The organism is Citrobacter sp. Cpo040 (genome assembly GCF_030332915.1).
In the GTDB taxonomy this organism is placed as follows: Bacteria; Pseudomonadota; Gammaproteobacteria; order Enterobacterales; family Enterobacteriaceae; genus Citrobacter; species Citrobacter portucalensis.
On sequence record NZ_JAOWGX010000035.1, the window covers coordinates 200,451 to 214,494 of the forward strand.

Annotated in this window: 11 protein-coding genes; 3 read left to right on the forward strand and 8 right to left on the reverse strand. The window is 52.2% G+C overall.

What is annotated here, in order from left to right:
• Nucleotides 1–70: 70 nt before the first annotated feature.
• Nucleotides 71–838: a cyclic-guanylate-specific phosphodiesterase gene (pdeH, locus tag OGX86_RS13905; protein ID WP_008786408.1), complete on the reverse strand. Its 768-nt coding sequence runs from the start codon at nt 836–838 to the stop codon at nt 71–73.
• A gap of 230 nt (nt 839–1,068) precedes the next feature.
• Between pdeH and kdgK the strand changes: the two genes are divergently transcribed.
• Nucleotides 1,069–1,998, forward strand: a complete 930-nt coding sequence (kdgK, locus tag OGX86_RS13910) for a 2-dehydro-3-deoxygluconokinase (protein WP_103014703.1) — start codon at nt 1,069–1,071, stop codon at nt 1,996–1,998.
• Nucleotides 1,999–2,097: 99 nt separating this feature from the next.
• On the opposite strand, the gene OGX86_RS13915 is transcribed toward kdgK, so the two are convergent.
• The 4 genes from OGX86_RS13915 to OGX86_RS13930 form a co-directional block, all read right to left on the reverse strand.
• Nucleotides 2,098–3,591 carry a M16 family metallopeptidase gene (locus OGX86_RS13915; protein ID WP_048227288.1) on the reverse strand — a complete coding sequence of 498 codons (1,494 nt, stop codon included), beginning with the start codon at nt 3,589–3,591 and terminating at the stop codon, nt 2,098–2,100.
• Nucleotides 3,592–3,812: 221 nt separating this feature from the next.
• Nucleotides 3,813–5,099, reverse strand: a complete 1,287-nt coding sequence (gene dctA / locus OGX86_RS13920; RefSeq protein ID WP_008786411.1) for a C4-dicarboxylate transporter DctC — start codon at nt 5,097–5,099, stop codon at nt 3,813–3,815.
• Nucleotides 5,100–5,256: 157 nt separating this feature from the next.
• Nucleotides 5,257–7,263, reverse strand: coding sequence for a biofilm formation regulator HmsP (gene hmsP, locus OGX86_RS13925; protein WP_075551226.1), 2,007 nt, complete (start codon nt 7,261–7,263; stop codon nt 5,257–5,259).
• A gap of 226 nt (nt 7,264–7,489) precedes the next feature.
• The gene (locus OGX86_RS13930) at nt 7,490–7,597 is read right to left on the reverse strand and encodes a type I toxin-antitoxin system toxin Ldr family protein (protein WP_286640220.1); all 108 of its coding nucleotides are present in this window, start codon (nt 7,595–7,597) and stop codon (nt 7,490–7,492) included.
• Nucleotides 7,598–8,022: 425 nt separating this feature from the next.
• Between OGX86_RS13930 and megL the strand changes: the two genes are divergently transcribed.
• Nucleotides 8,023–9,219: a methionine gamma-lyase gene (megL, locus tag OGX86_RS13935; protein WP_008786414.1), complete on the forward strand. Its 1,197-nt coding sequence runs from the start codon at nt 8,023–8,025 to the stop codon at nt 9,217–9,219.
• 117 nt (nt 9,220–9,336) lie between these two features.
• The gene (locus OGX86_RS13940; protein WP_043018665.1) at nt 9,337–10,635 is read left to right on the forward strand and encodes an aromatic amino acid transport family protein; all 1,299 of its coding nucleotides are present in this window, start codon (nt 9,337–9,339) and stop codon (nt 10,633–10,635) included.
• Between the two features lie 35 nt (nt 10,636–10,670).
• Here the strand turns inward: OGX86_RS13940 and OGX86_RS13945 are convergent, their stop codons facing one another.
• The 3 genes from OGX86_RS13945 to dppD form a co-directional block, all read right to left on the reverse strand.
• Nucleotides 10,671–11,873, reverse strand: a complete 1,203-nt coding sequence (locus OGX86_RS13945) for a sigma-54 interaction domain-containing protein (RefSeq protein WP_048215339.1) — start codon at nt 11,871–11,873, stop codon at nt 10,671–10,673.
• 176 nt (nt 11,874–12,049) lie between these two features.
• Complete coding sequence (gene dppF / locus OGX86_RS13950) at nt 12,050–13,054, reverse strand: dipeptide ABC transporter ATP-binding subunit DppF (RefSeq protein ID WP_003827418.1); 1,005 nt, start codon at nt 13,052–13,054, stop codon at nt 12,050–12,052.
• Nucleotides 13,051–14,034 carry a dipeptide ABC transporter ATP-binding protein gene (dppD, locus tag OGX86_RS13955; protein ID WP_003024317.1) on the reverse strand — a complete coding sequence of 328 codons (984 nt, stop codon included), beginning with the start codon at nt 14,032–14,034 and terminating at the stop codon, nt 13,051–13,053. The genes dppF and dppD overlap by 4 nt, the downstream gene beginning before the upstream one ends.
• Nucleotides 14,035–14,044: the final 10 nt, after the last annotated feature.

Genomic DNA, 14,044 nt, shown 5'->3' on the forward strand with positions numbered 1-14,044 from the left:
TCCTTACTTCCTTCCTTGCCTGTCCTAAAGATAGTCCAGCAGGATGAAAAGGAGGTGCACTACGCCCTCATCAAAGCGACAGGATCACCTCTTCAAGCGTATCCAGAGGCACTGGACGAGAGAGAAAATAGCCTTGCGCAGCGAAAGCCGGTGAGTTTTGCACATCGCGCCACTCTTCCAGCGTTTCAACGCCTTCGACAATGACACCGCGGCAATAGCGGTTCATGAGCTGCAATAGTAGTGTGAAGAGATTACGTCCCTCCGGCGTCTTGCGCAGCATGACGAACAGATCCCGCGCCACTTTGATATAGTCATAACTCACTTCACTAAGCGCCGAGAAGTTCGCCATTCCGGTACCAAAGTCATCCAGCCAGAGCGGGCCGAACTCGCACATTGAGGCGAACGACGACCCCTTCGGCAAGCGGATATGTTCCACCAGCTCAAAACGCAGCCACGGCAGGCCTTCAATGATTTTCAGGATTTCGGGATCCTGACGCATCGCAATGAGTGTTGGTCCATCGACATTCACTGAAGCCAGCAGGTTGTTGGCTCTGAAAAAGCCCCCTTTCAGCTCAAGCTGCAGAAGTTGCTCTTTCACTACATCAACACGATGCCGTACAGCCACTTCAGCAAAATAGCGGTCTGGTGCAATACGTTGGGAAGGGTTATCAGGATGGCTCACGACGGTCAGCAGTTCAACGGCCATCAGCCGTCCGTTGGTCTGGTAAATTGGCTGGTAGGTGTAAGCACGCTCGCACTGCAGCCAATAGCGTCTTTCCAGCAAGCTTTCAATACTCGCATCGGGCGTAATGAGCTGCTGGGTAACCTGCTTTATCATCTGAGATGTCCTGTAAATAAGAGTGTGACTGACCGGACTCGTCAAAGGTTATCGGCGCTCAGACGAAGAACTTTACGTTCAGCTGTGCGCAAAAATAAAAACTAAGCGGCAAAAACAACGCAGAACACGTGCTGGCTCAAAAAAATAATGGAACGATGTTTTAATATAGTTGACCACTTAACACCCACAGCGCACACTAACGCTAATTTTTTTCAGAGCAGGTTACGACTATGTCCAGAAAGATTGCCGTGATTGGCGAATGCATGATTGAGCTGTCACAGAAAGGCGCTGACGTTCAGCGCGGATTCGGTGGCGACACGTTGAATACATCCGTTTATATCGCCCGTCAGGTCGATGCGGCGGCACTTTCCGTACACTATGTGACAGCACTGGGTACCGACAGTTTTAGCCAACAAATGCTGGAGTCCTGGCAGGGTGAAAACGTAGATACCTCATTAATCCAACGCATGGAAAACCGCCTGCCGGGTCTCTACTACATTGAGACCGACAGCACTGGCGAGCGCACCTTCTATTACTGGCGTAATGAAGCCGCCGCAAAATTCTGGCTGGAGAGCGATCAGTCTGCCGCGATTTGCGAAGAGCTGGCGACATTTGACTACTTATATCTGAGCGGAATAAGCCTGGCGATTTTAAGCCCGGCAAGCCGTGACAAGCTGCTGTCATTGCTGCGTGAATGCCGTGCCAACGGCGGAAAGGTCATTTTTGACAATAACTACCGCCCACGTCTGTGGAGCAGCAAAGAAGAAACCCAGCAGGTGTATCAGCAGATGCTGGAATGCACCAATATCGCATTCCTGACGCTGGACGATGAAGACGCACTGTGGGGTGAAAAACCCGTTGCCGAGGTGATTGCCCGTACTCACGCTGCTGGCGTTCAGGAAGTGGTTGTGAAGCGTGGCGCAGACTCTTGCCTGGTTTCAATTGCAGGCGAAGAACTGATCGACGTTCCTGCAGTTAAACTACCGAAAGAGAAAGTGATCGATACCACTGCGGCCGGAGACTCCTTCAGCGCCGGGTATCTGGCGGTCCGTCTGACCGGTGGCGATGCTGCCGAAGCCGCAAAACGAGGCCACCTGACGGCAAGCACCGTCATTCAGCATCGTGGGGCGATTATCCCCCGCGACGCCATGCCGCAATAATTTATTGTTCCTGTAGGCCGGATGAGGCGTTAACGCCGCATCCGGCACTGGGTAAGCCGGGAGCGCTTCGCTTGCCCGGCTTACAGGTTACGATACCCTTTACTGTACAGGCGGGATATCCGTCACTTCAGGGTGTGATTCATCCGTTTCAACAGACGTTGCCGCTGCGGTAACGGGCGCCATAATGCTATCCCACGTCGCCTGCAGATCCTTCATATTGAATTCAGGTTCGCCCTTCGGCTGCAGCAGAATTAACGCCATATCTTGCGACAGCTGCTGACGCAGATCCTGATTCAGCATCTCAACGCTCAGGCTGTTGAGGAAGCTCTGGCGTAAACGCTGGTACTGTTCAGGCGCAATATCCACCACCTGATTTTGCAGCGAGCGCAAACGCTGGCTGATCAAAATATCGGTATCGGTACGACCATAGGTGGCAAACAGCTTCTGCAGTTCCAGATTCTTTTGCGCTACCAGCGCATTGAACTCTTCTTCCGGCAGTCCCTTATCACGCACTTTCGCCAGCTCACGCGCAACCGTACCCAGATTGGCGTTCAGCTTATCGTTCGGCGACTCAACGTTAATCGCGCACTGCGCGCGCAGGAACAGCACCCGGCAGTCAAATCCGAGGCCAATGTCTTTGGCATTGTTTTTGGTTAGCTCTTGCTGAATGTGCCAGAACAGCGCCTCACGGGCTAAATCAGCGCGCCAGTAACGTAACAGCGCGGCAGATTCACGGATCGGCTGCCATGGCGTGTCCCACATGATGGAAAGGCGATCCTGGCGTACCGCATCGGTCATAATACTCACGGCTTCTGCTCGCAGCGGAGAGAGCGTGGGAACCGGTGCAGGCGTTTCGCGTTTTCCTTTTAACTCGCCAAAGGTTTTATTGATTTGCTCAGCTACGCTGCGTGCATCAACGTTACCGACGATGATCAGCGTCATCGCGTCCGGGGTATACCATTTCTGGTAGAAAGACTGAATTTTCGACGCGTCTACCGGCGTTTTCAGCGGATCGGCAGGATCGTGCCCCAGTAGGGTCGATCCCTTCAGACGGTAACGCCACCACCCTTCTTTGGTATCTGACGGCCAGGTTGCAACCATGTCTTCGCTACTCAGCGCATGATTGACCGTTTCAGAGGTGATGCTCAGTTTACCGGAGATATTTGCCAGATAAGAAAGTGACTCTTTCAGTAGGTCGTTACGGCTGTTAGGCAGACTGAGGTTATACAGCGTGGAATCGTAGGAAACGATAACCGGCGGCATGGGACGTTTGGGATCGAACCCCTGCTGCCACAGTGAACGGGCTTGCGTGGCATCGAGGCCACCGCTTTGCGTCAGCGCGATACGCGGGATCGCATGGCTGAAACCACTCTGTTGCGCACTTTCGGTGAGTGAACCGGTATTGACCAGCAGGCGAACCTCAATACGGTCGCTCGGACGCTGGGGAGTGGCTAACACTTGCCACTGTAAACCATTTGCCAGCGTGCCCTGTTGCCACGCTGGATCAGGCTGGAGCGCATCTGCCTGCACATAGCCGGCAGTGGCCATCATCAGCAAGCCGCCCGCTAAAAGTCGAATTTTTGTGCCCTGCATGTGAACCCCTGATCAACTATCCTGGAAATAAAAAGACAGCCCTCGAAAGGACTCTCTGAATATGACGTTAAAAACACTTCGTGTTAGACCGCGAGAACATAAAAATGTCACGGAAGAAGTGAAAAAATCCCGAGCCGCCGAATCGACGGTTTCAGGCACAGGGGGTAATTATGCGCAAACGCCCGCAGTCCTGGAAGGGACTACGGGCATAAGTGACGAGATTAAGAGGATAAATCGTGCGTTTTGCCATCCGGCGCACGATTATTCAGCGTGTCATCCAGCTTTTTGGTATCCAATTCTTTCACCCATTTAGCCACAACGACAGTTGCAACACCGTTACCAATCAGGTTAGTCAGCGCACGGGCTTCAGACATGAAGCGGTCAATACCAAGAATCAGTGCCAGGCCTGCAACCGGTAAATGCCCCACCGCAGAGATAGTCGCGGCCAGAACAATGAAGCCACTCCCGGTCACACCCGCTGCACCTTTTGAGGAGAGCAGGAGCACCACCAACAGGGTTATCTGATGGAAGATATCCATGTGGCTGTTGGTCGCCTGAGCGATAAACACCGCCGCCATCGTCAGATAGATTGATGTCCCATCAAGGTTAAACGAGTAGCCCGTGGGTATAACCAATCCGACAACCGACTTCCGACAGCCCAGTTTTTCCATCTTATCGAGCATACGCGGCAGCGCAGACTCGGAAGAAGAAGTACCCAGAACGATCAGCAGCTCTTCACGGATATAGCGGATGAATTTAAAGATACTGAAGCCGGTTGCGCGCGCAATTGAACCCAGCACCAGCACCACAAACAGAATACAGGTGATGTAGAAGCAGATGATTAGCTGACCCAGTTGCACCAGCGTTCCGACGCCATATTTACCGATGGTAAAGGCCATAGCACCGAAAGCACCGATAGGCGCCAGGCGCATGATCATATTGATGATGCCGAAAATAACCTGCGAGAAACTTTCAATCACGTTGAAAATCATCTGGCCCTTGCTGCCCAGACGATGCAGCGCAAAACCAAACATTACTGCAAACAGCAATACCTGCAGGATGTTACCGCTGGCAAACGCGCCAATGACGCTCGCCGGGATAATATCCATCAGGAAACCTACGATCCCCTGGTCTTTTGCCTGTTCGGCGTAAATCGCAACCGCTTTGGCATCCAGCGTCGCCGGATCGACGTTCATCCCGGCACCGGGTTGCACCACGTTAACAATGATAAGACCGATGATCAGCGCAATCGTACTGACCACTTCAAAATAAAGCAGTGCAACCGCACCGGTGCGGCCTACAGCTTTCATACTTTCCATGCCTGCAATGCCGGTAACGACAGTACAGAAGATGACAGGTGCGATGACCATCTTGATGAGCTTGACGAAGGCATCACCAAGCGGTTTCATTTGGGCGCCTAATTCAGGGTAGTAATGGCCAAGGAGAATACCAATGGCAATCGCTGTCAGGACCTGAAAGTAAAGGCTTTTGAATATAGAGGTTTTCATAGGGTGTCCTTAAAGTAAAAACCACAGGTCTTGTAAGGTTTTGTTTAACCTGCGGCCTTAAAGTAACACCCACACAACTTGACAGAAATGTACCTGGATCATAATTGATACAAAAATGTTAAAAATTTTGAGCTGGCTCGCACAAGCGAGACCTTTTTTAACTTTTGTAATCAGCGCTTTCCGGCGCCAGATAACGTTCTTCGAAGATATTTGCCGGAACCGGTCGGGCAAACAGGAACCCTTGTGCCACTTCCACCCCGGCATGTGATAGCCATTCACGCTGCGCTTCGGTTTCGACACCTTCGGCGATCATCTGCAAATTAAGGCTGTGGGCCAACTGAATGATGGCGGAGATCATGCTGCAATCCTCAGGTACCCCATCGACAAACATCTTATCGATTTTGAGGACATCCACCGGTAGCGACTTCATGTGCTGCAGCTGTCGCAGGCCCGCATACCCCATGCCAAAGTCATCCAGTGCGATACGTACTCCCGCATTACGCAATGGGCGCAAAATGGCCACCGCGGCGTGGGGATCATCGATATGTCGGCTTTCAGTCACTTCCAGGATCAACGTACCAGGCTTGATGCGATAGCGGTTTAACAACTCCAGCAGGTCCGAGACCATACTCGGGTGCATCAGCTGTAGTGCGGACAAATTCACCGACAGCGGCAGCATCAGACCCCGTTCCTGCCACGCTGACAGCTGGCGGCACGTCTCTTCCAGCACCCAGTAACCAACCGTCACCATCAGGCCGCAGGACTCAATCCTGTCGATTAACCCTTCGGGCAACTCCCAGCTTCCGTCCGGCTGCTGCATCCGCAATAATGCTTCTGCGCTCAATACCTTACCGCTGGACATTTCCACCTGCGGCTGCATCCAAAGCGCGAACTGACGATTATCCAGCGCGGTAAGAATATCGTTCTCTTCCGTCAAACGCTGCTGCGCCTCTTCCATCTGTAACGGATCAAAGAACTGAATTTGATTTTTACCCTTATGGCGCGAGGTTAATACGGCCGAGAGAGCGCGGCGGTAAAGCTGTTCTGCGGTCAAATCACCATAGAACATTGCTACCCCAATGTTGCAGGTAGGACGCAGTTGAATACCCTGAATAGGTAATCGCTCGTTAACGATAGTGAGTACTTGCTGACCTAAAGTAATAGCGTGCCAGGGTTCTTTTACGCCATGGGCGATGATGGCGAAGTCATAGCCACTCACCTGGGAAAGCACCATCCTGGGGGCTAATACCGACTTGAGTTTTTCGACCAGCGTAAGCAGCAGGATTTCCCGCTGAGTTTCGGTTAACACACCCGCGGTGTCACGTAGGGTTTCGCAGGTGACAATCATCAGCGCCGTCGTCTGCTGGCGGGTAACAACCTGCTCCAGCAGCCCCATTAAAAACGACTTATTGGGCAGTTCGGAAACCGGGAAACGCATTGCAAAGTCGCTTTGCTCTTCGCTATGTCGCTGAATCAACTGCTGATTAAGATTGTAGCTACGCACCAGCATACCAATCTCATCATCCTGATGTAGACGCGGCAATGCCAGTTGATAGCCAATCAGATCCTGCTGTTGGATGTCGTTCAGCTCACGAGCAATTTTACGTAAGGGGTGCACAATCAAGCGGTTAATGCACCAGGAGATGGCGACGGTCAGTATTAACGACAAAAGTAAGTAAATGGTCACTAACGTCGAGAGCGTACTCATCACGAATTTGTACATACGGTACGAATCCGCCTGCAGTACCAGATACGCCAGCGGTTGCGGGTTAGCTGAACGCTCAAGAGAATAGATCGGCAGCGAAATTTGTACCGGAAGCTCAAACAGGCGAGTCACCGTAACAGGAACGGGGCGTTCAGGGATAAAGCTCATCCGCAACGCCTGAAACTGATTGGGCAGCACCACATCGGCGCGACTTACCACGCCCGCTGGCCGAATACTTTTTAAAATGGCTTCCGCTTCGGGAATATCCCCTTTCAGGATAGTGTCCGACAGAGGCTCACGGACGGAGCGAGCGATACTTTCCAGTTGCGTAGCCGTGTTATAGCGGTTTTGCTGGACCAGATGGAACAACAAAACGGTGCAAAAAATAAAAACGAACACCATAACAACGGCCGCAACCATTGCCATCTGCTTAATTGTTAACGAGCGACTGACACGCAAACTGACTCTCCACGGATAGACGAAACTGCCGTCAGAGTATACCCGATCGTAGCGGTATTAAGAGAGGCGGTATCTGAAAACTTCCCAGCGTGCATTATCGCGACAGGATAGGCACCTGGCGACGAGATTTATCTGCATTTAAGCCGAAAAAGGCCGCAAGGTCGCCCCCTGCGGCTTGGTTCGGGCGCATGTTGCCATCACGGCAGGCAGACGCCCACAAAGCGCATTACTTCCTGTTACGCAGCCAGTTCACAATCAGGCTGGCAATGGTGCCAGCGATGATGGGAGCCGCTAAATCGTGCCAGAAGGCCACGCCTAACTGTGCGAGCGTCATATAGCCGCCTGTGTTGCAATGGCAACTGTTCGCGGCTATCCTTAACTTGTCTGGAGTCAAGTTAGCCCCCGTCTTGTTGCCTGGTTTATACCGAACAACGTGCGGGGGTTTTCTCTTTCCAGCAACCGATGCCGCCGGGGATCAAGCCCCCGCAACATTGCGCCTCACCGGGAATTCCCGGCTTGCCGCTGATTCTACGGCAGCCCACTTGCCATATCACTGCGCAATATTGCGCTCTGCGTAGCGCCTCGCAATTCACCCATTTTCTCACCAGCACGCTGGAAAGATTCTTTCCAGTTGGCAACATTTCTGCCGACCATTAGTTCAGACAAAAACATAACACATTGATATCTATCAGTTCATTTTCTGGCACAGCGATTGCTATTTGACTGTGAGCTGTTCTGTTCCGAATTAAAGGAGATATCATGTCTGACTGTCGTACTTACGGATTCAACACCCAGATCGTTCACGCGGGGCAACAACCCGACCCTTCAACTGGCGCGCTTAGTACGCCTATTTTCCAGACCTCAACGTTTGTTTTTGACAGCGCCGAACAAGGTGCCGCTCGCTTTGCGCTCGAAGAGTCCGGGTACATTTACACCCGCTTGGGTAACCCCACCACCGATGCGCTGGAGAAAAAGCTGGCGGTACTGGAAAGAGGTGAAGCCGGGTTGGCAACCGCGTCCGGTATTTCTGCTATCACCACAACGCTGTTGACGCTTTGCCAGCAGGGTGACCATATCGTTTCCGCCAGCGCGATTTACGGCTGCACCCACGCGTTTTTGTCGCACAGCATGCCGAAGTTTGGGATTAACGTCAGCTTTGTCGACGCGGCAAAGCCTGAAGAAATCCGCGCCGCCATGCGACCAGAAACCAAAGTTGTGTATATCGAAACGCCCGCCAACCCAACGCTGTCGCTGGTCGACATTGAAACGGTTGCCGGTATCGCCCATCAACAGGGCGCATTGCTGGTGGTGGATAACACCTTTATGTCGCCGTACTGTCAGCAGCCTTTGCAACTGGGCGCGGATATTGTGGTTCACAGCGTCACCAAATATATCAACGGTCACGGGGATGTGATTGGCGGCATCATTGTTGGTAAGCAGGAGTTTATCGACCAGGCGCGGTTTGTAGGCCTGAAAGATATCACCGGCGGCTGCATGAGTCCTTTCAATGCGTGGTTAACACTGCGCGGCGTTAAAACGCTGGGCATTCGTATGGAACGCCACTGTGAAAATGCGCTGAAAATAGCCCGCTTCCTCGAAGGGCATCCATCTATTACTCGGGTGTATTATCCTGGCCTGACTTCGCATCCACAGTATGAGTTGGGCCAGCGGCAAATGAGCCTGCCAGGTGGAATTATCAGCTTCGAAATCGCCGGCGGCCTCGAGGCTGGTAGGCGGATGATCAATTCTGTAGAATTGTGCCTCCTCGCGGTCAGTCTCGGTGATACCGAAACCCTCATTCAGCACCCAGCGTCTATGACACATTCGCCCGTTGCACCTGAGGAACGGCTCAAAGCAGGTATTACCGACGGGCTTATCCGTCTTTCTGTGGGTCTTGAAGATCCAGAAGATATTATTAACGACCTTGAACACGCCATCAGAAAGGCAACATTCTGACCAATATGGCCTGAACCGACGCCGTTCGGTTCAGGTTGTTGAGAATCAAGGCACAACAGTCTGGCAATACACGCGATCCTCTTTCGGGGAGAACGTGTATTTTGGGCAGGGGGTTCTATGCAGGACAACACATTACAATTAAGCAACAATACAGCAACCGCCGTACCATTCTCAAAAAAAATACCGTTTACGAAATACGATTTTGGCTGGGTATTACTGTGTATCGGCATGGCCATTGGTGCCGGAACGGTACTGATGCCGGTACAAATTGGCTTAACAGGCATTTGGGTATTTATCGTTGCCTTTATTATTGCTTATCCGGCAACTTATATTGTGCAGGATATTTATTTAAAAACATTATCAGAAAGCGAAACCTGTAATGACTACACGGATATTATAAGTCATTACCTGGGAAAAAACTGGGGCGTATTTCTTGGCGTCATCTATTTCCTGATGATTATTCACGGCATATTTATTTATTCTTTATCCGTGGTTTTTGACAGCGCCTCATATATTAAAACCTTCGGCTTGACCGAGGCCGATCTTTCACAATCGATAATCTACAAAGTGGCCATTTTTGCCGTGCTGGTCGCCATTGCTTCCGGGGGAGAAAAGCTGCTGTTCAAAATCTCCGGCCCGATGGTGGTGGTCAAAGTGGGTATCATCATCGTATTTGGTTTTGCGATGGTTCCGCACTGGAACTTCGCTAATATCAGCGCCTTCCCTGAAGCATCGGTCTTCTTTCGTGATGTACTGCTAACCATCCCGTTTTGCTTCTTCTCAGCGGTGTTTATTCAGGTGTTGAACCCAATGAACATCGCCTACCGCAAACGGGTGGCAGACCGGGTGCTGGCTACGCGTATGGCAATCCGTACGCATCGCATCAGTTACATTACTCTGATTGCTGTCATTCTGTTTTTCTCCTTCTCTTTTACCTTTTCCATTAGCCATGAAGAGGCCGTTTCGGCTTTCGAACAAAATATTTCAGCACTGGCGCTGGCGGCTCAGGTCATTCCTGGGCAGATTATTCATATCACCTCAACGGTATTAAATATCTTCGCCGTATTAACCGCGTTCTTTGGTATTTATCTGGGATTCCACGAAGCGATCAAAGGTATTATTCTCAACGTTCTGAGCCGCGTCATTGACGTTGAGAAAATTAATCCGTTGGTGCTTACGCTGGGTATTTGCACCTTTATTGTTATCACCCTGGTCATTTGGGTGTCATTTCGCGTATCGGTACTGGTGTTCTTCCAGTTAGGTAGCCCGCTTTACGGGATTGTGTCGTGTATTATTCCGTTCTTCCTGATCTATAAAGTAACGCAACTGGAAAAACTGCGCGGACTGAAAACCTGGTTGATCCTGCTGTACGGAATTCTGCTGTGCCTGTCGCCCTTATTGAAGCTGATTGAATAACCCATGTATATCGCGCCGTCAGACGCTGGCGGCGCTTAACCCACACTCTCCAGCTGATAGCCGCGAATTTTATTCAGCACCGTGGTGTGCGACACACCCAGCGCTTTGGCGATATGCCGTGACGACACATTATCTTCCACCATCTGTTCAATGAGCTGGCGTTCAGCGCAGAGAACCTGCTCTTTAAAAGGACGTTCTGTCGCGCCCCGCTCAACGGCAGGCAAATTCACCATCCCTAATTCTTCCCGCGTAATAACATCGGATTCCGCCATCAGCATCAGGCGAATAATGGTATTTTCCAGTTCGCGCACGTTTCCCGGCCAGGTGTGATGGTGCAGGGCATCAAAACAGGCTTTATCCAGAATGATCCGCCGCTGGAATTCCTTCGCGTATTTCTGCACAAAGTGGCGAATCAGCAGGCTGATATCCTGTGGGCGCTCGCGCAAAGGTGGAATGGTCAGTGAAAGCACGTTGATGCGGTAATAGAGATCGGCGCGCAGCAGACGTTGTTCCACCATCTCTTCCAGATTGGCATTGGTTGCCACAATAATGCGCACATTGACCGGAATAATATGCGCTCCGCCAACGCGCCGAATCCCGCCATCCTGAAGCACGCGCAGGAGTTTAGCCTGTAAGCTCAGCGACATTTCGCCAAACTCATCGAGAAAAAGGGTGCCTTTATCGGCCATTTCAAACAGCCCTTTTTTGCCTTTACAATCCGCGCCGCTGAAAGCCCCTTTCTCATAGCCAAAGAATTCACTCTCCATTAGCGACTCAGGTAGCGCAGAGCAGTTGACCGGAATAAACGGATAAAAACGTCGCTGCCCGGAATTATGGATAGCCCGGGCCAGCAGCTCTTTACCGGTCCCCGTATCGCCACGGATCAGAACGGTATATTTGCTGTCGGCAATTTTTATCGCCTTTTCGATAAGCGCGTGCATGCTCTGGCTGCTGCAAATAATGTCAGAGAAATAGCGCGGCCGTTCCGGCTCCGGCGTTGACAGCTCACTTATCTCCTCACAGAGGTAAGCGACATGAATAATATCGGCGCGCTGGCTTAAACAGGATTGCACACAGGAAATATCCTGTAGCTGGCGGCACCAGGATTTAATCAGGATCCGCCCAGGCGTGACTTTCATGGAGATGATATTGATATCACAGCAGGAAAACTCCTTCAGGACATCCTCAACCATCGACAGACGATCAATTGTTTTAATATCCCAGCGTATCGTGACCACATTTGCTCCTGGTAGTTAGCAACTGCGAAATAGATATTTCTGTGACTAGAGGGAATCTGACTACATTCTAGACGCTGTGGAATAATGTTCTGCCAAAGGACTCACATTGTGGACGTAAAGAGAAAATATAAAAAAACCGGAGCACAAGGCTCCGGTTATCGGGTCATAACCCAGGTTTATTGCTGTGGGTTCTCATCCTGGTCAACGGCAAAACACGCCACCAGTTGACCGCCGTAATCTTTCAACTGCGGCTGAAGCTGGGTACACGGACCAAAGCGACGACGGCAGCGGGCGTTAAACGCGCAGCCCGGCGGCGGATTCAGCGGGCTTGGCAGTTCACCGGTCAGCTTGATACGCTCACGGCGATCGTCCGGGTTCAGACGCGGCGTTGCGGAGAGCAGCGCTTGCGTGTACGGATGACGCGGATTATTGAAGATTTGGTCCTTCGTCCCTTTCTCCACGCAGCGGCCTAAATACATCACCATCACTTCATCGGCAATGTGCTCGACCACCGACAGGTCGTGCGAGATAAAGACGTATGACAGCCCCAGTTCCTGCTGCAAATCCATCATCAGATTCAGCACCTGCGCACGCACCGAAACGTCCAGCGCTGAGACCGGTTCATCGGCAATCACCACGTCCGGATCAAGCATCAGACCGCGAGCGATGGCAATACGCTGACGCTGACCGCCGGAGAACATATGCGGATAGCGGTCGTAGTGTTCGGTTTTCAGCCCCACTTTCGCCATCATCGCCAGCGCTTTTTCACGACGTTCCTCTTTGCTGAGCGTGGAGTTGATCAGCAGCGGCTCTTCCAGAATCTGTCCCACTTTTTTACGCGGGTTCAGGGAACCGTACGGGTTCTGGAATACAATCTGGATTTTCTGCCGACGCAGCTTTTGCGCCTGCGGGTCGTGCTTAAGCAGATCCTGTCCCTGGTAATACAGCTCACCGCCGGTCGGGACTTCAATCATCGTCAGCAGGCGGCCAAGGGTGGATTTCCCACAGCCCGACTCGCCTACCACCGCCAGCGTTTTACCACGCTCTAAGGTAAAGGAGACGCCGTCCAGCGCTTTCACCAGGCGCTCCGGGGCGAACATGCCCTTTTTCACCGGGTAGTGTTTTTTCAGATCAATAGCCTGCAACAGCGGCTGTGGCAAAGCGGCCTTTTGCGTACTCATAGCCCAGGCCTCCCGGCATCATCAAGTGGGTAGTGGCATTTCGACTGACGACCGCCTTCCAGCAGGTTCAGTTCAGGTTCTTCAGCGCGGCATTTGTCGGTCGCATAGGGGCAGCGTGGGTTCAGCAAACAGCCGCTCGGGCGGTCATATTTCCCGGGAACCACGCCCGGCAGCGAGGCCAGACGTGCTTTATCCTGAGCAAACTCAGGCAGCGCGCGCAGCAGCGCCTGGGTGTAAGGATGACGCGGCGCGCGGAAAATATCCTGCGCGGCTCCGGTTTCTACCACCTGGCCGGCGTACATCACGATGATTTTGTGTGCCGCTTCAGCCACCAGCGCCAGATCGTGCGTGATTAAGACCAGCGCCATGTTCTCTTTTTGCTGCAATTCCAGCAGTAGCTCGATGATCTGCGCCTGAATAGTCACATCCAGCGCCGTTGTCGGTTCGTCGGCAATCAGCAGTTTCGGACGACAGGCTATCGCCATCGCGATCATCACGCGCTGGCTCATCCCACCGGACAACTGGTGAGGATATACATCCAGACGTGAGGCCGGATCGGGGATACCCACCAGCGTCAGCAGGTCTATTGCCCGCTGAATACGCGTTTTTTTGTTGCCGCCCTGGTGCACTTTAATAGCTTCCATAATCTGGTAGCCGACGGTGTAGCAGGGGTTAAGGCTGGTCATCGGGTCCTGGAAGATCATCGCCACTTCCGCGCCCACTAACTGGCGACGCTCTTTCTCAGAGATGCGCTTCAGGTCGCGACCATTAAACTCCAGATTTTCGGCCATAACGCGGCCTGGGTAGTCAATCAGTCCCATAATCGCCAGCGAACTGACGGACTTACCAGAGCCGGACTCTCCTACAATGCCAACCACTTCACCCTGATTCACACTGTAGCTAATGCGGTCTACGGCGCGGAATTCGGAACCTACGTCGCCGAAATGCACCGATAATTTATCTACATTTAATAACGCCATCTCGAACCTC

What these genes read in the sequence shown, in the direction of transcription:
- pdeH (WP_008786408.1), bottom strand. Translation starts at nt 838, where the DNA reads ATGATAAAGCAGGTTACCCAGCAGCTCATTACGCCCGATGCGAGTATT.
- kdgK (WP_103014703.1), top strand. Translation starts at nt 1,069, where the DNA reads ATGTCCAGAAAGATTGCCGTGATTGGCGAATGCATGATTGAGCTGTCA.
- OGX86_RS13915 (WP_048227288.1), bottom strand. Translation starts at nt 3,591, where the DNA reads ATGCAGGGCACAAAAATTCGACTTTTAGCGGGCGGCTTGCTGATGATG.
- dctA (WP_008786411.1), bottom strand. Translation starts at nt 5,099, where the DNA reads ATGAAAACCTCTATATTCAAAAGCCTTTACTTTCAGGTCCTGACAGCG.
- OGX86_RS13930 (WP_286640220.1), bottom strand. Translation starts at nt 7,597, where the DNA reads ATGACGCTCGCACAGTTAGGCGTGGCCTTCTGGCACGATTTAGCGGCT.
- megL (WP_008786414.1), top strand. Translation starts at nt 8,023, where the DNA reads ATGTCTGACTGTCGTACTTACGGATTCAACACCCAGATCGTTCACGCG.
- OGX86_RS13940 (WP_043018665.1), top strand. Translation starts at nt 9,337, where the DNA reads ATGCAGGACAACACATTACAATTAAGCAACAATACAGCAACCGCCGTA.
- dppF (WP_003827418.1), bottom strand. Translation starts at nt 13,054, where the DNA reads ATGAGTACGCAAAAGGCCGCTTTGCCACAGCCGCTGTTGCAGGCTATT.
- dppD (WP_003024317.1), bottom strand. Translation starts at nt 14,034, where the DNA reads ATGGCGTTATTAAATGTAGATAAATTATCGGTGCATTTCGGCGACGTA.